General features: G+C 65.2%; 16 protein-coding genes. 7 read left to right on the top strand and 9 right to left on the bottom strand.

The window, feature by feature from the left end; all coding sequences use genetic code 11:
- Positions 1-29 precede the first annotated feature (29 nt).
- The 6 genes from QX070_RS03070 to QX070_RS03095 all read right to left on the bottom strand — a co-directional run bounded on the left by QX070_RS03070 (position 30) and on the right by QX070_RS03095 (position 7,029).
- Positions 30-1,274, bottom strand: coding sequence for an acyl-CoA dehydrogenase (locus QX070_RS03070; protein ID WP_315734772.1), 1,245 nt, complete (start codon positions 1,272-1,274; stop codon positions 30-32).
- 120 nt (positions 1,275-1,394) lie between these two features.
- The gene (locus tag QX070_RS03075) at positions 1,395-2,522 is read right to left on the bottom strand and encodes an acyl-CoA dehydrogenase family protein (protein ID WP_315734774.1); all 1,128 of its coding nucleotides are present in this window, start codon (positions 2,520-2,522) and stop codon (positions 1,395-1,397) included.
- Positions 2,523-2,657: 135 nt separating this feature from the next.
- Entirely contained in the window at positions 2,658-4,526 is a 1,869-nt protein-coding gene (locus QX070_RS03080) for an AMP-binding protein (RefSeq protein WP_315734776.1), read from the bottom strand.
- 41 nt (positions 4,527-4,567) lie between these two features.
- Positions 4,568-5,374 (bottom strand): enoyl-CoA hydratase/isomerase family protein, encoded by an 807-nt coding sequence (locus tag QX070_RS03085; protein ID WP_315734778.1) that lies wholly within the window; start codon positions 5,372-5,374, stop codon positions 4,568-4,570.
- A gap of 153 nt (positions 5,375-5,527) precedes the next feature.
- A complete protein-coding gene (locus QX070_RS03090) occupies positions 5,528-6,286 on the bottom strand; it encodes an SDR family NAD(P)-dependent oxidoreductase (protein WP_315734780.1) in 759 nt (252 codons plus the stop codon).
- A gap of 83 nt (positions 6,287-6,369) precedes the next feature.
- Positions 6,370-7,029, bottom strand: a complete 660-nt coding sequence (locus tag QX070_RS03095; RefSeq protein ID WP_315734782.1) for a TetR family transcriptional regulator — start codon at positions 7,027-7,029, stop codon at positions 6,370-6,372.
- Positions 7,030-7,167: 138 nt separating this feature from the next.
- Here QX070_RS03095 and QX070_RS03100 point away from each other — a divergent pair, with 138 nt between their 5' ends.
- The 4 genes from QX070_RS03100 (at position 7,168) to QX070_RS03115 (ending at position 11,852) form a co-directional block, all read left to right on the top strand.
- A complete protein-coding gene (locus QX070_RS03100) occupies positions 7,168-8,340 on the top strand; it encodes an acetyl-CoA C-acetyltransferase (protein ID WP_315734784.1) in 1,173 nt (390 codons plus the stop codon).
- A gap of 169 nt (positions 8,341-8,509) precedes the next feature.
- On the top strand, positions 8,510-10,048 hold the full coding sequence (locus QX070_RS03105; protein WP_315734786.1) for an acyl-CoA synthetase: 1,539 nt from the start codon (positions 8,510-8,512) through the stop codon (positions 10,046-10,048).
- 260 nt (positions 10,049-10,308) lie between these two features.
- Entirely contained in the window at positions 10,309-11,379 is a 1,071-nt protein-coding gene (locus tag QX070_RS03110) for an alpha/beta hydrolase (protein ID WP_315735695.1), read from the top strand.
- Positions 11,380-11,474: 95 nt separating this feature from the next.
- The gene (locus QX070_RS03115) at positions 11,475-11,852 is read left to right on the top strand and encodes a hypothetical protein (RefSeq protein WP_315734788.1); all 378 of its coding nucleotides are present in this window, start codon (positions 11,475-11,477) and stop codon (positions 11,850-11,852) included.
- 72 nt (positions 11,853-11,924) lie between these two features.
- On the opposite strand, the gene QX070_RS03120 is transcribed toward QX070_RS03115, so the two are convergent.
- The gene (locus tag QX070_RS03120; protein WP_315734790.1) at positions 11,925-12,647 is read right to left on the bottom strand and encodes a hypothetical protein; all 723 of its coding nucleotides are present in this window, start codon (positions 12,645-12,647) and stop codon (positions 11,925-11,927) included.
- 202 nt (positions 12,648-12,849) lie between these two features.
- Here QX070_RS03120 and mbfA point away from each other — a divergent pair, with 202 nt between their 5' ends.
- The 3 genes from mbfA to QX070_RS03135 all read left to right on the top strand — a co-directional run bounded on the left by mbfA (position 12,850) and on the right by QX070_RS03135 (position 15,983).
- Positions 12,850-13,821 (top strand): iron exporter MbfA, encoded by a 972-nt coding sequence (gene mbfA, locus QX070_RS03125; RefSeq protein WP_315713729.1) that lies wholly within the window; start codon positions 12,850-12,852, stop codon positions 13,819-13,821.
- Between the two features lie 78 nt (positions 13,822-13,899).
- Positions 13,900-14,430: a cytochrome b gene (locus QX070_RS03130; protein WP_315734792.1), complete on the top strand. Its 531-nt coding sequence runs from the start codon at positions 13,900-13,902 to the stop codon at positions 14,428-14,430.
- An 83-nt stretch (positions 14,431-14,513) separates the two neighbouring features.
- The gene (locus tag QX070_RS03135) at positions 14,514-15,983 is read left to right on the top strand and encodes an amidase (protein ID WP_315734794.1); all 1,470 of its coding nucleotides are present in this window, start codon (positions 14,514-14,516) and stop codon (positions 15,981-15,983) included.
- 182 nt (positions 15,984-16,165) lie between these two features.
- On the opposite strand, the gene QX070_RS03140 is transcribed toward QX070_RS03135, so the two are convergent.
- Positions 16,166-17,254 carry a Zn-dependent alcohol dehydrogenase gene (locus QX070_RS03140; protein WP_315734796.1) on the bottom strand — a complete coding sequence of 363 codons (1,089 nt, stop codon included), beginning with the start codon at positions 17,252-17,254 and terminating at the stop codon, positions 16,166-16,168.
- Positions 17,255-17,295: 41 nt separating this feature from the next.
- Positions 17,296-19,080, bottom strand: coding sequence for an acyl-CoA dehydrogenase family protein (locus QX070_RS03145; RefSeq protein WP_315734798.1), 1,785 nt, complete (start codon positions 19,078-19,080; stop codon positions 17,296-17,298).
- Positions 19,081-19,172 lie beyond the last annotated feature (92 nt).

Below are 19,172 nucleotides of genomic sequence, written 5' to 3' on the forward strand. Positions count from 1 at the left end.
TGCGCTAACCCGCCCTACGACTGCACGTGTTAGTTTCGTCCCCGGGTCGGCACCTGATTGAACGGCACGTCCTTGTCGACACGGATGTCACCCGGCAACCCGAGCACGCGCTCGGCGATGATGTTGCGCATGATCTCGTCGGTGCCGCCTTCGACGCGGGTGCCGGGCGCGCGCAACAGCATCGCCTGGAATTTTCCGGCGAGCTCAGCCTCCGGGCCGCTCAGCACGCCGGCGGCACCCTGCAGGTCCAGCGCGTAAGCCGCGACGTCCTGGATCATCGGCCCCGCCACCAGCTTGCCGATCGAGTTCTCAGGTCCCGGCCGCTCGCCCTTCGACAGCGCCGAGATGGCACGGATGCTGGTGTATTTCAGTCCGCTCGCCTTCACCGCCCAGTTCGCCAGCTTTGAGCGAACGTTGCGGTCCTCGATCGCGGGCCGATCATCGAGCATGACGTTCGAGCAGAAGTCGAACAGCTCCGGGAAACCGGTGGAGACACCGGCGCCGATCGACATGCGCTCGTTCATCAGCGTTGTCAGCGCGACGTTCCAGCCGTCATTGACGGCGCCGAGCCGTTGCGAGTCCGGGATCACGACGTCGGTGAAATAGACCTCATTGAAATCGGAGTGACCGCTGGCCTGCTTGATCGGCCTGATCTCGACGCCCGGACTCTTCATGTCCAGGAAGAACATGGTGAGCCCCTTGTGTTTCGGCACCGTCGGATCGGTGCGCGTCAGCAGGATGCCGTAGTCGGAATAATGCGCGCCCGAGGTCCAGATCTTCTGGCCGTTGATCATCCAGTCGTCGCCACGCTTCTCGGCGCGGGTGCGCAGGCCGGCGACGTCGGAACCGCCGGCCGGCTCGGAGAACAGCTGGCACCAGACCTTCTCGCCCGAGGCCAGCGGCGGCAGATACTGCCGCTTATGCGCCTCGGAGGCGTAGGCCATCATGGTCGGGCCGCACATGCCGTGGCCGATGATGAACATGCCGGAGAGCTTGCCGTAGGGCCCCTCCTCCTGCTGCCAGATCACGCGCTCGATCGGCGAGGCGCCGCGGCCGCCATAGTCTTTCGGCCAATGCAGGCAGGCCCAGCCGGCCTCCGCCTTCTTCTTCTGCCAAGCCTTGGCGACGTCGAGAATGTCAGCGTTCTTCAGCGCGACGCGGCCGAGCGAGGTCGCGCGCAGCTCGTCCTCATACTGCTTGGGCGCATTGGCGGCGATCCAGACGCGGGCCTGGCTGCGAAATGCAGCCTCCTGCGGGGTGTCATCGAAGTTCATGGTCAAACCCTGCTTTCGTAGGGTGGGCAAAGGCGCAGCGCGCCGTGCCCACCGTTGCAATCACATGACGCGATGGTGGGCACGCTTCGCTTTGCCCACCCTACGAGTTCTCACCTTACCTCACGCCGCATTGCGCTTGCGCATGCGGTCGATCAGCTGGTCCTCCCAATAGGACAGACTGCCGAGACCGAGCGCGAGCGCGTTGGCGCGGCGGTAGTACATGTGGCAGTCGAACTCCCAGGTGAAACCCATGCCGCCATGGACCTGGATGTTGTTCTTGGCGCAGTGTTGAAAGGCTTGCGTCGCGCTGATGCGCGCTGAGGCCGCGGCCTCCGGCAGCTCAGGAGCGTTGGTCGAGAGCGCCCAGGCGCCGTAATAGGAATTCGAGCGCGCCAAGGTCGCGGACACGTACATGTCCGCGAGCATGTGCTTGACCGCCTGGAACGAGCCGATCGGCCGGCCGAAGGCGATGCGGTCGAGCGCGTAGTCGCGGCCCATCTCCAACGCGCGGTCGGAGCCGCCGACCTGCTCGAAGGCGGTGAGCACCGCGGCGCGATCGAGCACCTGGGTGATGATGCTCCAGCCCTCGCCGGCGGCGCCGAGCGGCTCCGCCCTGCAGTTCTTGAAGGTGAGCTCGGCCTGGCCGCGGGTCGGATCGAGATTGGTCAGCGCCTTCGCTTCGACACCGCCCGCCCTGGTGTCGACCAGGAACAGCGAGATGTCGCTGTCGCGGCCGGTCGAGCCGGTACGCGCGGCAACGATGATGAGATCGGCGATGGCGCCGTCGGCGACCGGCTTCTTGGTGCCGTTGAGCACGCCGTTGGCGGCCTCACACTTGATCGCTTTCGGCGACGGATTACCGGTGCCCTCGAACAGCGCCAGCGTGCCGATTGCCTCGCCGCTCGCTATTTTCGGCAGCCAGGTCTGCTTCTGCGCATCGCTGCCAGCCAGCATCAGCGCTTCGGCGGCGAGATAGACCGTGGACGAGAACGGCACCGGCGCCAGCGCGCGGCCGACCTCCTCGGCGATCACGCAGAGCTCGAGATGGCCGGCGCCCGCGCCGCCATATTCTTCCGGAATGGCCACGCCGAGGAAGCCCATCTCGGCAAAGCCCTTCCACAGCGCGCGGTCGTATGGCTCCTTGCCGTCGAGCACGACACGCACCGCCTTGGGCGGACACTTCTCGGCGAGGAACTTCCGCGCCTGGTCCCGCAGCTGCTTCTGGTCGTCGGAGAAATCGAAGTTCATGGCCTCACCTGCTTCCTGATCGTCATTCCGGGGCGATGCGCAGCATCGAACCCGGAATCTCGATCTGATTTATCTCTGGATTCCGGGTTCACTCGCTGCGCGAGTGCCCCGGAATGACGGTTTCAAAATGCGTCATCACAGCACGATCACGTCGCTGTCGGGCTCGGCCGCGTAGAGCCGCTCGACCAGCGCGGCGCGGCGTTCGAGACCGGCGCGCTGGTTGATGTAGCCCTTGTCGGTCAGCTCATGGCCATCGATCGAGGGCGGCTCGACCATCAACATGGCGCGGCCGATGCGCCGGCTGGTCGCGCCCTCGCACTCTTTATTATGGGCTTCGAGACCACGGCGGACGCAGTCGATGACGGCAGGATGCTTCACCACATCCTCGAACGTCGCATTGGGATCACCGACCAACTGGCGGCAGGCGTGCAGATTGGGCCAGGCCAGGAGACCGACATATTCGCGGTCCTGCCCCGTCACCAGCGCATCGTGGATCGCCGGCGTTGCGGCTGCGATCGCATCGGTGCGAAGCGAGCCGACATGGACGAAGGTGCCTGTCGTGAGCTTGAAATCTTCGACCACGCGGCCGGCGAAGATGATTCCTTGCGCCGGGTCATTGGGATCGACGAACACGCCGGCATCGCCGATGCAGTAGAACCCTTCCTCGTCGAACGCCTTCTTCGTCAGCTCGGGCTGGCCGAAATAGCCGGGCATCACGTTGATGCCGCGCAGGCGCAGCTCGTACTTGTCGCCGGTCGGCACCATCTTCAGCTCGACGCCGGGGAACGGCAGGCCGATGAGCCCGACCCGCTCCGTGTTCCAATAGGTGCCGGTCGAGGTCGGCGCCGTCTCGGTCGAGCCCCAGCCGGTGTAGAACACGATGCGCTCGCCGGTGGTCTTGACCGCCAGCGCCTGCATGCGCTCGTACAGATCGTCCGGCAGCCGCGCGCCGCCATAGGCCATGATGCCCAGATCCTTGAAGAAGGAGCGGCACAGCGCGTCGTCCTTTTCCATCGCCGCCGCGAGCGCCGCATAGCCGGCGGGGACGTTGGCGTAATAGGTCGGCGAGACCTCGCGCAGGTTCCGGATGGTTTCGTCGAACATGCCGGGCATCGGCCGGCCGTCATCGATGTAGAGCGTGCCGCCCTCGATCAAGAGCGGATTGAACAGCGCGTTGCCGCCCATGGTGTGATTCCACGGCATCCAGTCGAGCACGGTAGAGACCGGCGCATCAGGCCCGCGGGGCCGCGTCTGCATCATCATCGCCGCATTGGCGCACATCATGCGCTGGGTGTTGATGACCGCCTTGGGCATGCCGGTCGAGCCGGAGGTGAACAAGAGCTTGCCGACGGTATCCGGCGTGATCTGCGCGATCGAGGCATCGACCTCGCCGGTGACCGGCGTCGCGGCGAGATCGGCGAAGCTGACGCTGGGGATGCCCTCGCACGGACGCGTGACATGAATGACGGTGACGCCGTCGAGATCGAGCGCCTTCAACGCCTTCTCGAAGGTCGGGCCGTCCTGCACCATGACAACGCCCGGCTTCACCAGCCCGAACAGATATTTGAGCTTGAGATGATCATGGCTCATCAACGAATAGGCCGGCGACACCGGAGCGGCCGGCGAACGGGCCTGCATCGCGGCCATGGTGATGAGCGCATGCTCGATTGAATTGCCGGAGAGGATCGCGACCGGGCGGCCGTCGAGTTTCAGATTGAGCAGGCCCTGCGTCAGCCCGTCGACGGTCCGTTTCGCCTCGGCATAGGACAGCTTGCGCCACCGACGATCGGGGCCGCCACGTTGCGCGAGCCAGGTCCGCGTCGGCGTCTCCTTGGCCCAGCGGGCGAGCGGCGCCGCCAAATGCGGCTCATAGGCCTGCAGCGGAATGCGCGACTTGATGACGATGACGCCGTCACCGCGCCTGATGACATCGATGTCGCGCGCCAGCCAGTTGACCTTGCGGAATGCCGGCTTCTCCAGCACCTTCGCTGCCGTCCCGTCCATTTTGCGTCTCCCGAAATATCGTCCTTTGCGGATCTTGATATCTACCGGTTGGTATAGACCGGCTTTCGCTTCTCAAGAAAGGCTTGAATACCTTCCTTGAAATCTTCGGAGCGGCTGCACAGCACCTGGTTGCGATCCTCCATGGCGATGACGGCCTCGATCGACGACGCATCGACGCTCATGTTGAGGCATTCCTTCGAGAGTCGAAGTCCGACCGGCGAGGCCGTCATCATCGCATCGACGAAGGGCGCGGCCGCGCTGTCGAGCATGTCGTCCTCGACGATCTCCGACACCAGCCCGACCATCAGCGCGCGCTCGGCGCCGATGAAGCGGCCGGTGAGAATGAGCTCAGACGCGACGGAGACGCCGACGAGGCGCGGCAGGAAGTAGCTGGTGCCGATGTCGCAGCCCCCTAAGCCAAGCTTGATGAAGGCGCAGTTCATCCGCGCCGAGCGCGACGCGATGCGGATGTCGGCCGCGAGCGCCAGGGCGAAGCCGCCGCCGGCGGCTGCGCCCTGCACCAGCGCAATGATCGGCTGCGGACAACGCCGCATCAGCATCACGATATCGGCGATGCGCCGCTGCGAATCCAACGACTCGGTGACGCCAGGGGGCTCATTGACACCGCCGCGACGCTGCATCGCGGCTTTCAGATCGAGCCCGGCGCAGAAGTTCTTGCCGGCGCCCTTCAGCACGACGACCCGCGTGGTGCGATTGCGCTGCAGGCTTTCGAAATAGGCATTGAGCGCGTCGATCAGCGCCGGATCGAGCGCGTTGAGGCTGTCCGGACGATTGAGCGTCACCCGGTCGACACCATTGTCGTGCTCGATCAGCAGCGGTTGGGACATGACGCGCGCTCCACCCTTAGTAACATCCCGGCGAACGCCGGGATCCATAGCCACCGGCTTGTGTTGTACCTACGGCGTCTGTCAGATTGCCTGTTTCAGACGCCGCGGCGTATGGGTCCCGGCGCAAGGCCGGGACGACAGCGGAGCTTGCCGCTAGCGCGGCGCCATGCGGATGGCACCGTCGAGGCGGATGGTCTCGCCGTTCAGCATCGGATTCTCGACGATGTGGACGGCGAGGTTACCGTACTCGGAGGCGTCGCCGAGCCGGGCCGGATGTGGCACCTGGGCGCCCAGGCTCTTGCGCGCCTCTTCGTTCAGTCCCATCAGCAGCGGCGTCAGGAACAGGCCGGGCGCGATGGTGTTGACGCGGATCTTCTGGCTGGCGAGATCGCGCGCCGCCGGCAACGTCAGACCGACGACACCGCCCTTCGAGGCCGAATACGCGATCTGTCCGATCTGGCCCTCGAACGCGGCAACGCTGGCCGTGTTGATGATGACGCCACGCTCCTCGCCGATCGGCTCGGCGGTGACGAGGCGCTCGGCGAACAGCCGCAGCACGTTGAAGGTGCCGATCAGGTTGACGTTGATGATGCGGGCGAACTTCGCGAGCGGATAGACGCCGTCCTTGCCGACGATGCGCTGCGAGCCGCCGATGCCGGCGCAGTTGACCAGCACGCGGGCGACGCCATGCGCCGCTTCCGCCTTGGCGATGCCGGCCTTGACCTGCTCCTCGTCGGTGACGTCGGCATGAATGGCGACGCCCTTCAACTCGGCGGCAACCTTCTCCGCATTCTCCTTGCTCTGGTCGAGCACGGCGATCTTGGCGCCCTTGGCAGCCATGGCGCGCGCCGTGGCGGCGCCCAGGCCCGAGCCACCGCCGGTGATGAGAACGGCAACGTTGTTCAACTGCATAATACGCTTCCTCCTTGGACGTTTTTTGTTTGCGAATAGCGAATGGGGAGTAGCGAATAGGGCGAACCTCTATTCGCTACTCCCTATTCGCCATTCGCCCTCTTCAACATTCCGCCGCAGATCAGCGCCTCCATGTGGGCGATGTACTGACGGCAGACATCATCGGTGACCGGGCCGACGCCGATCGCGCGCGACATCGCGTGGCGGCCGAAGAACAGATGATCGCAGGCGCCGATCAGGCTGGTATAGAACAGCACCGGATCCACGGCGCGGAACTCGCCCTTGGCGACGCCCTCCTCGATCAGCCGGCGATGGAAATCCAACAGCGGCGCGACGAAGAACTTCGACACTTCATCCGCGGCTTCGGCGCTGCTCTCGTGCAGCAGATAGTGGATCAGCCGGTTCATGTAGGGAAACCGGTGATAGGCGCGGATGATGCCGCTGATGTGCAGCTTGAGCTTGGCCGTCGGCGCAAGCGGCTGCGCCAGCAGATAATCGAGATTGGCGACCTCGGTCGCAGCATCGCGGGCGAGCAGCGCCAACAGCAGCCCGTCCTTGTTGCCGAAATGATATTTGACCAGGGCGGCGTTGGCGCCGGACTTCTGGGCGATGTCGCTGAGCGAAATTTCGATCGAGGACCTCTGAATCATCAGCTCGCTCGCTGCGTCCAGCAGCTTCTCCGCGGTGGCATTCCGTCCCGCGGGAAGCTTTTCCGGCACGCTGTTCTGGAGCTGAGGTCCCAAGACGCATCTCGCAATTGATCGCGGCAGATAAGCCGAAGCCGGAGTTGATCTCAAGAGTTAATTGATCGATTGACTAACCGACATTGGAGCATTTAAATCGCGCGCAATCACGAACACCAAGTCTAGGGAGGACACGTCATGGCGGAAGCCTACATCGTCGCGGCCGCACGCACGGCCGGCGGCCGCAAGGGTGGCCGTCTGGCCGGCTGGCATCCGGCCGATCTCGCTGCGAAGGTGCTGGATACGCTGGTCGATCGCTCCGGCGCCGCGCCGGACCAGGTCGAGGACGTGATCATGGGCTGCGTCATGCAGACCGGCGAGCAATCGAACAACATCGCGCGCAATGCGGTGATGGCCTCGAAGCTGCCGGAGAGCGTGCCGGGCACCTCGATCGACCGGCAGTGCGGCTCGTCGCAGCAGGCGCTGCACTTCGCTGCGCAGGCGGTGATGTCCGGCGCGATGGATGTCGTGATCGCCGCCGGCGTGGAGTCGATGACCCGGGTGCCGATGGGCCTGTCATCGACCCTGCCGGCGAAGAACGGCTTCGGGCACTACAAGAGCCCTGGCATCGAGAGCCGCTATCCGAACATCCAGTTCAGCCAGTTCACCGGCGCGGAAATGATGGCGGAGAAGTACGGTCTCTCCAAGGATGAGCTCGACGAATACGCCTATAACAGCCATCAGCGCGCGATTGCCGCCACGCAAGCAGGGCACTTCAAGGACGAGATCATCCCGCTCCAGATCACCCGTACCGACGGCTCGACCGACACCCACCACATCGACGAGGGCATCCGCTTCGACGTCAGCCTCGACGGCATCAGAAACGTCAAGCTGATCGCCGAGAACGGCAGGCTGACGGCGGCCACGGCCAGCCAGATCTGCGACGGCGCGTCCGGCGTCATGGTCGTCAACGAGCGCGGCCTGAAGTCGCTCGGCGTCAAGCCGCTGGCCCGCGTCCACCACATGACCATGATGGGCGGCGACCCCGTGATCATGCTGGAGGCGCCGCTGCCGGCGACGCAGCGCGCGCTGCAGAAGGCGGGCATGTCGATCGACGACATCGATCTTTACGAGGTCAACGAGGCCTTCGCATCGGTGCCGACCGCGTGGCTGAAGGCAACCCGCGCCGATCCTGACAGGCTCAACGTCAATGGCGGCGCCATCGCGCTCGGCCATCCGCTCGGCGGCTCCGGCACCAAGCTGATGACCACGCTGCTGCATGCGCTGAAGGCCCGCAACAAGCGCTATGGGTTGCAGACGATGTGCGAAGGCGGCGGCATGGCGAACGTGACGATCGTGGAGCGGCTGTAGTCCTCGCTACAGCAATGGTGTCGTCCCGGCCTTGCGCCGGGCCCCATACTCCCACGTGTTCGTGGTCGAGCTGAGCTGGAGCTCCAGCTCGCTTCCCAATTTCATTCGGTGGTTATGGGTCTCCGCTTTCGCGGGGACGACAGCCATCCTGATCAAGCGGTGTGCCCTCATGACCCACCCCTCCATCCACGCCCGAAGCCATCCCGACAAGATCGCCTATCAGATGGCCGGCAGCGGCAAGGCCATCACCTATCGCGAGCTCGACGAGCTCTCCAATCAGGGCGCGCAGCTTTTTCGTGCGCTGGGCCTGAAAGCCGGCGACCATATCGCCTTCCTGATGGAGAACCGGCTGGCCTTCATGGAGATCGCCTGGGCCGCGCAGCGTTCCGGTCTCTACTATACCGCGATCAGCCGCTATCTCACCAAGGACGAGATCGCCTACATCATCAAGGATTGCGGCGCCAAGGTCTTCATCACCTCGCCGAAATGCGCCGAGCAGGTCCGCGATCTCGTGAGCGGCACGGACGGCCCGCTGTTCTTCATGGTCGACGAGCCCGAGCCCGGCTTCCGCTCCTGGGACAAGGAGGCTGGTGCCCAGCCGACGACGCCGATTGCCGACCAGGTCGCCGGCTATGACATGCTGTACTCGTCGGGCACGACGGGACGGCCGAAGGGCATCAAGAAGGACTTCGAAGGCAATCCGATCGATCAGCCGAACCAGTTCCTGCGCGTGCTCTGCGCCGACATGTGCGGCATGAACGCCGACAGCATCTACCTGTCGCCGGCACCGCTCTATCACGCTGCGCCGCTGCGCTTCAACATGATGGTATCCGTGCTCGGCGGCACCTCGATCATCATGGAGCATTTCGACGCCGAGGAGTTCCTGAAGCTCGTCGAGACATACAAGGTCACGCAGTCACAGCTTGTGCCGACCATGTTCGTGCGCATGCTCAAGCTGCCGGAGGACGTCCGCAAGCGCTACGACGTCTCGACCTTGAAGGGTGCGATCCACGCCGCAGCGCCCTGCCCGGTCGACGTCAAGGCCAGGATGATCGAATGGTGGGGTCCGATCCTGATTGAATATTATGCCGGCTCCGAAGGCAACGGCGTCACCGTCTGCACCTCGAAGCAGTGGCTGGAGCACCGCGGCAGCGTCGGCCGTGCCGTCGTCGGCAAGATCAAGATCCTCGGCGAGGACGACCAGGAGCTGCCCATCGGGGAGATCGGCTCGGTCTACTTTGCCGACGCACCTGTGTTCTCCTATCACAACGATCCGGAGAAGACGAAGCGCGCCTATAATGACAAGGGCTGGTCGACCCTCGGCGATGTCGGCTATCTCGATGCCGACGGCTTCCTCTATCTCACCGACCGCAAGTCCTACATGATCATCTCCGGCGGCGTGAACATCTACCCGCAGGAGACCGAGGACGTCCTCATCACCCACCCGGAGGTGGCCGACGTCGCGGTGTTCGGCGTTCCCAACGAGGAGATGGGCGAGGAGGTCAAGGCGGTGGTGCAGCCGCACGACATGGCGCGCGCCGGCAAGGCGCTCGAAGAGCAATTGATCCTGTTCTGCCGCCAGCATCTGTCGCCGATCAAGTGCCCGCGCTCGATCGACTTCGAGCCGGAACTGCCGCGCACGCCGACCGGCAAGCTGGTCAAGCGCCACCTGCGCGAGCGCTACTGGCCGAAGAAGGGCGCGGCATAGCTCCAATAACGGTAGCTGTCGTCCCGGCCTTGCGCCGGGAACCATAGCCACCGCAGCCGATGATGCGAAGGGTATAAGCTCCAGCTTGGCGCCACATGAGCGCCTGTGGTTATGGATCCCTGGATCCCGGCTCGCGCTCGCTTCGCTCGCTTGGCCGGGACGACGCGAGGAGAGTGCACGCCATGTCCCAGTCCCTTCCCCCGCTTCCCCTCCCATCCACGATCCGCTCGCGCTTCGTCGACGGCATCAACGGCCTGCGCATGCACGTGCTGGAAGCCGGCTTCGAGACGCCCGGCCGCCCCTGTATGCTGCTGCTACACGGCTTTCCCGAGCTGGCCTATAGCTGGCGCAAGGTGATGCCGGCGTTGGCCGCCGCCGGATATCACGTGCTGGCGCCGGACCAGCGCGGCTATGGCCGCACCACGGGGTGGAGCGCCGACTATGACGACGATCTCGCGCCGTTTCGATTCACCAATCTGGTGCGTGATGCGCTTGGCGTGGTCTATGCATTCGGCCATCGCCATGTCGCTTCTGTCATCGGCCACGACTTCGGCAGCCCCGTCGCGGCGTGGTGCGCGGTGATCCGCCCCGATGTCTTTCGATCGGTCGTGATGATGAGCGCACCGTTCCCGGGGCCACCGGCAGCACCGTTCGACATCGCCGGTCATCCGCTCGCGCCGCAGGAGGATCCCGTGCATCGCGAACTGGCCGCGCTGCCGCGGCCGCGCAAGCACTATCAATGGTACTACGCGACGCGGCAGGCCAATACGGACATGCATCGGGCGCCGCAGGGACTGCATGACTTCCTGCGCGCCTATTACCATCACAAGAGCGCGGACTGGGCGGGCAACGCCCCTTACCCGCTGCAGGCGTGGAGCGCGAGCGAGCTCGCGAAGCTACCGACCTACTACGTAATGGACCTCGGCAAGACGATGGCCGGGACCGTCGCCGAGGAGATGCCAGATGCGGCGGCGATCGCGGCGAATCGCTGGCTGCCGGACCATGAACTCGCTGTCTACACCGCCGAATATGAACGAAACGGCTTCCAGGGCGGACTGCAGTGGTACCGCTGCGGCACGTCCGGCCTATTCGACGCTGAATTGCAGACGTGGTCGGATCTCACCATCGACGTTCCGTCTGCATTCATCTCGGGCCTGCAAGACTGGGGCATCTACCAACGGCCCGGCGTGTTTGAGGCGATGCAATCCCGAGTGTGCACCAACATGATGCTGTGCGAGCTGATCGATCGCGCCGGTCATTGGGTGCAGCAGGAGCAACATGAACGAGTCAATGAGCTCCTGTTAACGTTCCTGAACAGACTGACAGCCTGATTTCGGACGCCGTTTCGAACTATCAGGCGAATCGAGGAACGAACATTCGGGGTTGACGTTTCTGCATCCGGGCGATGCGCATCAGGAGATGATTTATGGATAAGAAGATCGCAGGCTTGTTGGGCGCGGTCGCCGCTGTCGGCGCGCTCGGCACGGCGCAGGCGTCGGCGGCTCCCGCCCCGACCGATGTCCTGAAGGCCAATTCCTACGCCGACCTGCTCGAGCCGATTCCGAACGCCGCCAAGGTGCTTCAAGCACTCGACGAGCAGGGACCGCCGACGGCCGAGCCGAAGGTTCAGCTCGCGCAATGGTACCATCACCACCATCATCATCACCATCACCACCATGGCTACTGGCGCGGCTATGGCTATGGCTACGGCTATGGTCCGCGCGTCTACGTGGTGCCGCCGCGGCGCTGGTATCACCACCATCACCATCATCACCACCATCACTGGTACTACGATCGCTACTGATCGCATCGCGATGATGGTTTGACGGGGCGCCGGCCGCGAGGTCGGCGCCTCTTTCATGTCAGCAGAGCGTCCTCACGATTTGCGCGCCTTCTCCTTCGCGGCGCGATGCAGGTGGCGGTAGGTGCCGTCGAACACCGTATCGGTGCTCGACACCCATTCGGTGTCCTTGGCGAGCACCGGCCGGCTGGCATGGATCCGGCGTGACTGCAGCTCGCGTTCCGCCGCTTCGTCGGGGCTCATCGGCTCGACGGTGAAGTTCGCCTCCTCGGGAATCACGATCACCTGCGCGAACGGCTCGCCGGGGCGGAAGACGTGGGTCCGGCCCTCGGCAGGCGCCTTGAACACACAAAAGAACAGCATCGGCCAGAAACTGCGCACCAGCGCCGGCACCGCGATCGGGCAGGTGTCGGTGCGGTCGGTGTAGAATCGCGGATGCGGCTCGGTCCGGATCGCAAAGCCGTTGGGCACCTTGAGATCGAGCAGGATCTGGTAGGTGTAGAAGGCATCGCCGAAATTGCGGAATGGCGGCCATTGCAGGCTCGGGCTCGGCGGCTCGCCCCAGTCGCCGGACAGCTCCAGCTTGCCGTCGCGCGTGGTGACCTGCAGCTCGAAGTCGTAGGGATAAAACAGCTCGATGCCATATTGCGCACCTTCCGAGAATGGTACGCAATGCCAGACCTGCTCATGCGAGCCATTCGCGCGTGGCTGGCGTTCGCCCGCCCAGCCCGGGATGTCCATCCGGGTGCGGCGCGGCGCCAACCCTGGATCGTTGAGCCGATATTTGACGCTATCCATTGGAACTCCTTAGGTGGCTGAGCGGAACGCGAACGACGGACTATCCTCGCAGTTCCATGACTGGAGCTTGAATGCGACGTCACGAAAGGGTTTCGCGACCAATCAGCGGCCGGAGTTTGACCGCGGTGCGGCAAATCCATATAGACTTTAGAAACGTTCTAAACACTCGAATGTTGAGAGCGAGAGATCCGGGGACCTTGGAATGAAGAACTTCGCCGACCTCACCGAGCGCGAGATCCTGGCAATCGCGATCTCGGCCGAAGAGGAAGACGGCCGCATCTATATGAGCTTCGCGGAGGATCTGGCGGAACGTTATCCGGATTCGGCCAAGCTGTTCGAGCAGATGGCCGAGGAGGAGAAGGGCCACCGCCACATGCTGCTCGAGCTCTATGAGGAGCGCTTCGGCAAGAACCTGCCGCCGATCCGGCGCGAGAACGTCAAGGGCTTCATGCAGCGCCGGCCGATCTGGCTGACCAAGAACCTGTCGCTCGACGCCATCCGCCGCGAGGTCGGCACGATGGAGTTCGAGGCCGAGCGCTTCTACGCCAAGGCCGCCGAGCAGGCCAAGGACGTCGGCGTGCGCCGGCTGCTCGGCGATCTCGCCGAGGCCGAGAAGGGCCACGAGAAGGTCGCGGCGAAACTGACCGACAAGATCCTCAGCCCGGACGTCCGGCACAAGGAGGACGAGACGCGGCGGCGCGTGTTCGTGCTGCAATATGTCCAGCCCGGTCTCGCCGGCCTGATGGACGGCTCGGTCTCGACGCTGGCGCCGCTGTTCGCCGCCGCCTTCGCCACACATCAGAACTTCCAGACCTTCCTGGTCGGTCTCGCCGCCTCGATCGGTGCCGGCATCAGCATGGGCTTTGCCGAGGCGCTGTCCGACGACGGCTCGCTGACGGGCCGCGGCTCGCCGTGGCTGCGCGGCGCCGTGTGCGGCGCGATGACCACGCTCGGCGGATTGGGGCACACGATGCCCTATCTCGTCCCGGACTCCTGGACCAACGCGTTCTGGATTGCGACCGCGATCGCCAGTCTCGTCGTATTCTTCGAGCTGTGGGCGATCGCCTACATCCGCGCGCGCTACATGGACACGCCGTTCCTGCAGGCGGTGTTCCAGATCGTGCTCGGCGGCATCATCGTGCTCGGCGTCGGAATTCTCATAGGAGCGGCCTAGCATCCGCACCCCGGCGTCTTGCGAAACGTCCAGCCGCGAGGCTGATGGCGCCAGACCGATCACAACGGAAAACTCGTTATGACGCCACGCTTGCATTACGGCACGCCCGCGAAGATCCTGCACTGGCTGGCGGTGGCGCTGCTCGCCATCCAGTATCCGATCGGCTGGCTGATGCCGGACCTGCACGCGAACACACCCCCCGGCGCGCCGATGATCCTGCACATCTCGTTCGGTCTCACCATCCTCGCGCTGATCCTGGTGCGCTTCTTCTGGCGGCTCACCCACCCCGTCGCACCGGAGAGCTCACTGCCGCCCTGGCAGCGGCTGAGCTCGGAGGTCGTGCACTGGATGCTCTATGTGATGGTGCTGGCGAGCACCATCACCGGCTGGCTGTTCGCCTCGTTCCGCGGCTGGAGCGTGTCGTTCTTCTTCCTGCTTCCGGTGCCTATGCTGGCCGCGCGCAACCCGGCCGGTAACCGCGCCATCGACGGGCTGCACCAGGCATCCGAATGGCTGCTGCTGATCCTGATCGTCGTTCACGTCGCCGCCGCGATCGCGCACGTCTTCATCTATCGCGACCGCGTCATGCAGCGGATGCTGCCGGGCTAGAGGATAGTCCGCAATTTTGGTCAAGCGATCGCCATCCGCATCGGTTAAGACTCCCGGCAAACATCGCACCGGGAGGATCGACCTTGGCCGCACCGCAATGGACGTTCGCAACCGCCGTCGACACGGCGAAGGCATTGGCAGATCGTCAGATCTCGTCGGTGGAGCTGACCAAGCTCGCCATCGACCGCATCGAACGTCATGACTCCGAGATCAACGCCGTCTGCGTGCGCGATTTCGAGCGCGCGCTCGCTGCCGCTGACGTCGCCGACGCGGCGCTGGCGCGCGGCGAACGGCGGCCCCTGCTCGGCCTTCCGCTCACGGTGAAGGAATCCTACAACGTCGCCGGCCTGCCGACGACCTGGGGTTTTCCGCAGCATAGGGATTTCATCGCGGCCGAGGATGCGCTGACGGTGACGCGCGTGAAGGATGCCGGCGGCATCGTGCTCGGCAAGACCAACGTGCCGCTCGGGCTCGGCGACTGGCAGAGCTACAACGACATCTACGGCACCACCAACAATCCCTACGATCTCGGCCGCACGCCAGGCGGTTCGTCCGGCGGATCGGCCGCGGCACTGGCGGCCGGCTACGGCTCGCTGTCGCTCGGCTCCGATATCGGCGGCTCGCTCCGGGTCCCCGCGTTTCATTGCGGCGTCACCGCGCACAAGCCGACCTACGGCCTCGCGGCCTCGCGCGGCCACACGCCACCGCCGTTTCAGCCGCTGCCGGGCGAGGCGGACCTCGCCGTCGTCGGCCCGATGGCCCGCTCGGCCGCTGATCTGTCGCTGCTGCTCGATGTGATCGCGGGCCCCGACCCGCTCGAAGCCGGCAAGGCGTTTCGCCTCGACCTGCCTCCGCCGCGTCACGGTCGCCTGCAGGATTTCCGCGTGCTGGTGGTCGCGAGCGATCCGCTGCTGCCGACCAACAGCGCCGTGCGCGGCGCGATCGAGCGGCTGGCGGCCGACCTCGCGCGGGCCGGCGTCAGCGTCACGACGGAGAGCCCGCTGCTGCCGGACTTCGCCGCATCGAGCCGGCTCTACATGCGCATGCTGCTCGGCTTCATCGGCGCCACCATGCCGGCGGAGGTCCACGCCGGCGCCAGCCACGCGGCCGCGCAATTGCCGAAGGAGGCAGCGAGCCTCGCGGCCGAGCGGCTGCGCGGCATCGCGCTCAGCCATCGCGACTGGGTGCAGGCCGGCGGGGCGCGGGCGCGGCTGCGCGCGCAATGGCGAACGCTGTTCGAGCATTTCGATGCCGTGATTTGCCCGATCATGCCGACGCCGGCCTATCCGCACGACCATTCGCCCGACCAGGAGCAGCGCCGCATCAGCATCGACGGCGTCGAGCACTGCTACACCGATCAGCTCGCCTGGCCGGGCATCGCCACCTTGCCCGGACTGCCCGCCACCGCGATTCCGCTTGGGCTTGCCGACGGCCTGCCGGTCGGGGTGCAGATCGTCGGCCCGTTCTTCGAGGATCGCACGCCGCTCAAGCTCGCCGAGCTGATCGAGCGCGAGTTCGGCGGCTTCGTCCCGCCGCCGCTGTTTGCGGACTAGTTCGCGATCGGGCTTCTTCAACAACGCCTAGCCAAATTCCGCCGTCGTCCTACATCGTCATGGCCAGGCCGGCCATCCATCTTCCAGAGAGGCTGGATGCCCGGGTCAAGCCCGGGCATGACGGGTAACTAATAGGCAGACCCGCCGAACCTCATCACCTGCCTCACACCCGACCACCCACCTCACGCGTCGAACATGATCACGCTGCGCAGCGTCTTGCCGGCTTTCATGTTGGCAAAGCCCTCGTTGATCTCGGACAGCTTCAGCTTGGCGGAGATCCAGTCCTCCAGATGCAGCTTGCCGCGCAGATAGAACTCAACGAGACGGGGCATGTCGACGCGGAAGTGGTTCGAGCCCATCGACGAGCCCTGGATGCGGCGCTCGCGCAGGAAGTCGAAGCCGTGCAGCTCGATCTTCTGGCCGAACGGGATCATGCCGACGATGGTCGCGGTGCCGCCAGGCGCCAGCATCGCGAAAGCCTGCTCGGCGGTCTCCTTGCGCCCGAGCACCTCGAAGGCGTGATGCACGCCGCCCTTGGTGAGCTCGCGCACCTGCGCCACGACGTCGCCCTCAGCGGGATTGATGATGTCAGTCGCACCCAGTTTCGTCGCAAGCTGCAGCTTGGCCGGATTGGTGTCGATGGCGATGATACGGCCCGCGCCCGCGATCTCGGCGCCGTTGATCGCAGCCATGCCGACGCCGCCGCAGCCGATCACGGCCACGGTCTCGCCGGCCTGCACCCGCGCCGTGTTGACGACGGCGCCATAGCCGGTGATGACGCCGCAGCCGATCAGCGCCGCGAGGTCGAGCGGCATGTCCGGGCGGATCTTCACGATCGCATTCTCGTGCACCAGCATCTGCTCGGCGAAGGACGAGAGGTTGAGAAACTGGTGCAGCTTCTCACTTCGTCCCCATGACAGCCGGTTGGAGGCGCCGGGCGGCATCTTCACCGTCGTATCGGTGCACAGCACCGGGCGGCCCGTCGTGCAGTTGTCGCAGGTGCCGCAGAACACGGACAAACACGTGACGACATGATCGCCCGGCTTCACATAGGTTACGTCGGCGCCGACCTGCTCGACGATCCCAGCCGATTCATGGCCGAGCACGGCGGGCAGCGGATGCGGATACAGGCCTTCGATGAAGTGCAGGTCGGAATGGCAGAGACCGGCCACCGCCGTGCGGATGAGCACTTCCCGCGGCCCCGGCTTGGGCACACTGATGTCCTCGATCACCAGCGGCTTGTTGACCTCCATCAGCACGGCGGCTTTCATTGGCGTTCTCCCGATCTTGTTTGTTGTTGGTCGCGGCAAGCCTACGCCGCTGACAGCAGTTCGCCAACCTCCTCCATATCAGCGGTACGTTCGCCGAGCAGCAGTGTCGCGATGGCATCATCCATCCTATTTTCCGCGAGCCGGAACGGATCGGACGGCGTCAGCCGGTGCGCGACGATGAGCTTCGCCAGCAACAGCCTGCGCGCGTCACCGCGCATCGCGTGGATGCGCGCGCTTTCCCAGGTCGTCGAGACGGCGCTCGCCACGTGATACAGCAGGCTGGTGGCGCGGCGCGCTTCGGACTCATTGTCGGCGCGTCCCGCGACCTCGCGCGCAAAGCCCACGGCACGATCCACGAGTCGATGCAGCTGATCGCGCCAGGCCTGCGGCACGGCGGCGCTGTCGTCGAGCCGCGCATGCAGGTCGGCTGCCAGCGCGGCCTCCGCACCGTGCCGGCCCACGGCGCGCTTCAGCGCATCGAGCGCGACGATGTTGCCGGTGCCCTCCCAGATCGAGCCGAGATGGGCGTCGCGCAGCAGCCGCGCGGTGACGAACTCCTCGACATAGCCGATGCCGCCGCGCATCTCCAAGGCATCGCCGCAGACCTTGCGCGCGTCGCGCGTGGCACGGAACTTCAATGTCGGCGTCAGGATGCGCAGCAGCGCCGCGGCCTCCTGGCTGCCGGCCTCGGCACGGTCGAGCGCGTCGGCGGTGAGGAAGCTCATCGACAGCGCCTGCTCGGTCGCGAGCAGGATCTTCAGCAGTTGCCGCCGCCCGAGCGGCAGGTCGACGATGCGTTTTCCGAACACCACGCGGTTGCGCGCGACCGTGATCGCGTCGTGCCAAGCCCGCCGCATCAGCGCAGTCGACTTGACGCCGTTGGAGAGACGCGACGAGTTGACCATCTCGGCCATCTGCACGAAGCCGCGATCGAGCCGCCCGACCGCATAGGCGATCGCGCCCTCCAGCTTGATCTCGCCCGAGGCCATCGAGCGGGTGCCGAGCTTGTCCTTGAGGCGCACGATCCGATAGTGGTTCTGGCTGCCGTCATCGAGGAAGCGCGGCATCAAGAACAGGCCGACGCCGCGCGTTCCCGCTTCGGCATCTTGCGGCCGCGCCAGCAGCATCACCACTTTCGCATCGGCATTGGAGCAGAACCATTTCTCGCCATGCAGGCGCCAATGGTCGCCCTCCGGGACGGCGACCGTCGTCAAAGTGCCGACATCGGAGCCGCCCTCCTTCTCGGTCATGAACTGGCCACCCTGGGTCAGCTTTCTCATGTCGGTCTGCGTCAGGCCATCGAGGTACTTGGCCTTGAGCCCGTCGCTGCCGAAGCTCGCCAGCAGCTTGGCGCAGCCATCGGTGACATTGATCGGACAGCCCAGACCGAACTCCGCCTGGTTGAACAGGAAGGTGAAGGCGTGCTTTGCCGCGACGGGATATTTGCTCGGCCAGCCGAGAATGCCCTTGCGGATCGACATCGCATGAATGCCGAACTCGCTAAAGGCGGCGCGCTCCAGCTCGCGATACGCGGGATGATACTCGACCCACTGCACGTCGCGGCCGAAGCGGTCGCGCTGGTGCAGCACGGGGCCATGACGGTCAGCCAAGCGGGCGCATTCGTCGAGATAGGAGCCGGCGAGCTCGCCGAGACGGTCGAGATGCGGCACGAGGTGCCGAAACAGCGTCTCGGGCAGATGGATGCGCAGGAGATCGGTGAGCGCCGGATCCGCGCGATAGAAGTTCAGCCCCGTGGTATCGGGCGCCAGCAACTCCGGCCTCGCGCCGCCGGTCATCACGTCATCGCGTTTCAGGAACTGATGCATGATCGTTAAGCCCTCGTTCGTTTCCGCAAGTCTCTGATGGACTCTTCGACAGGTTGCGCCTGATGGGATACACAACAAGCAGCGGCGTGCGC

It is taken from the genome of Bradyrhizobium sp. SZCCHNR1093 (assembly GCF_032381175.1).
In the GTDB taxonomy this organism is placed as follows: Bacteria; Pseudomonadota; Alphaproteobacteria; order Rhizobiales; family Xanthobacteraceae; genus Bradyrhizobium.

Coding starts and splice junctions, on each gene's coding strand:
- QX070_RS03100 (WP_315734784.1), top strand. CDS start 7,168: ATGGCGGAAGCCTACATCGTCGCGGCCGCACGCACGGCCGGCGGCCGC.
- QX070_RS03120 (WP_315734790.1), bottom strand. CDS start 12,647: ATGGATAGCGTCAAATATCGGCTCAACGATCCAGGGTTGGCGCCGCGC.
- QX070_RS03140 (WP_315734796.1), bottom strand. CDS start 17,254: ATGAAAGCCGCCGTGCTGATGGAGGTCAACAAGCCGCTGGTGATCGAG.
- QX070_RS03145 (WP_315734798.1), bottom strand. CDS start 19,080: ATGCATCAGTTCCTGAAACGCGATGACGTGATGACCGGCGGCGCGAGG.
- QX070_RS03090 (WP_315734780.1), bottom strand. CDS start 6,286: ATGCAGTTGAACAACGTTGCCGTTCTCATCACCGGCGGTGGCTCGGGC.
- QX070_RS03115 (WP_315734788.1), top strand. CDS start 11,475: ATGGATAAGAAGATCGCAGGCTTGTTGGGCGCGGTCGCCGCTGTCGGC.
- QX070_RS03130 (WP_315734792.1), top strand. CDS start 13,900: ATGACGCCACGCTTGCATTACGGCACGCCCGCGAAGATCCTGCACTGG.
- QX070_RS03075 (WP_315734774.1), bottom strand. CDS start 2,522: ATGAACTTCGATTTCTCCGACGACCAGAAGCAGCTGCGGGACCAGGCG.
- QX070_RS03105 (WP_315734786.1), top strand. CDS start 8,510: ATGACCCACCCCTCCATCCACGCCCGAAGCCATCCCGACAAGATCGCC.
- mbfA (WP_315713729.1), top strand. CDS start 12,850: ATGAAGAACTTCGCCGACCTCACCGAGCGCGAGATCCTGGCAATCGCG.
- QX070_RS03110 (WP_315735695.1), top strand. CDS start 10,309: ATGCACGTGCTGGAAGCCGGCTTCGAGACGCCCGGCCGCCCCTGTATG.
- QX070_RS03085 (WP_315734778.1), bottom strand. CDS start 5,374: ATGTCCCAACCGCTGCTGATCGAGCACGACAATGGTGTCGACCGGGTG.
- QX070_RS03080 (WP_315734776.1), bottom strand. CDS start 4,526: ATGGACGGGACGGCAGCGAAGGTGCTGGAGAAGCCGGCATTCCGCAAG.
- QX070_RS03070 (WP_315734772.1), bottom strand. CDS start 1,274: ATGAACTTCGATGACACCCCGCAGGAGGCTGCATTTCGCAGCCAGGCC.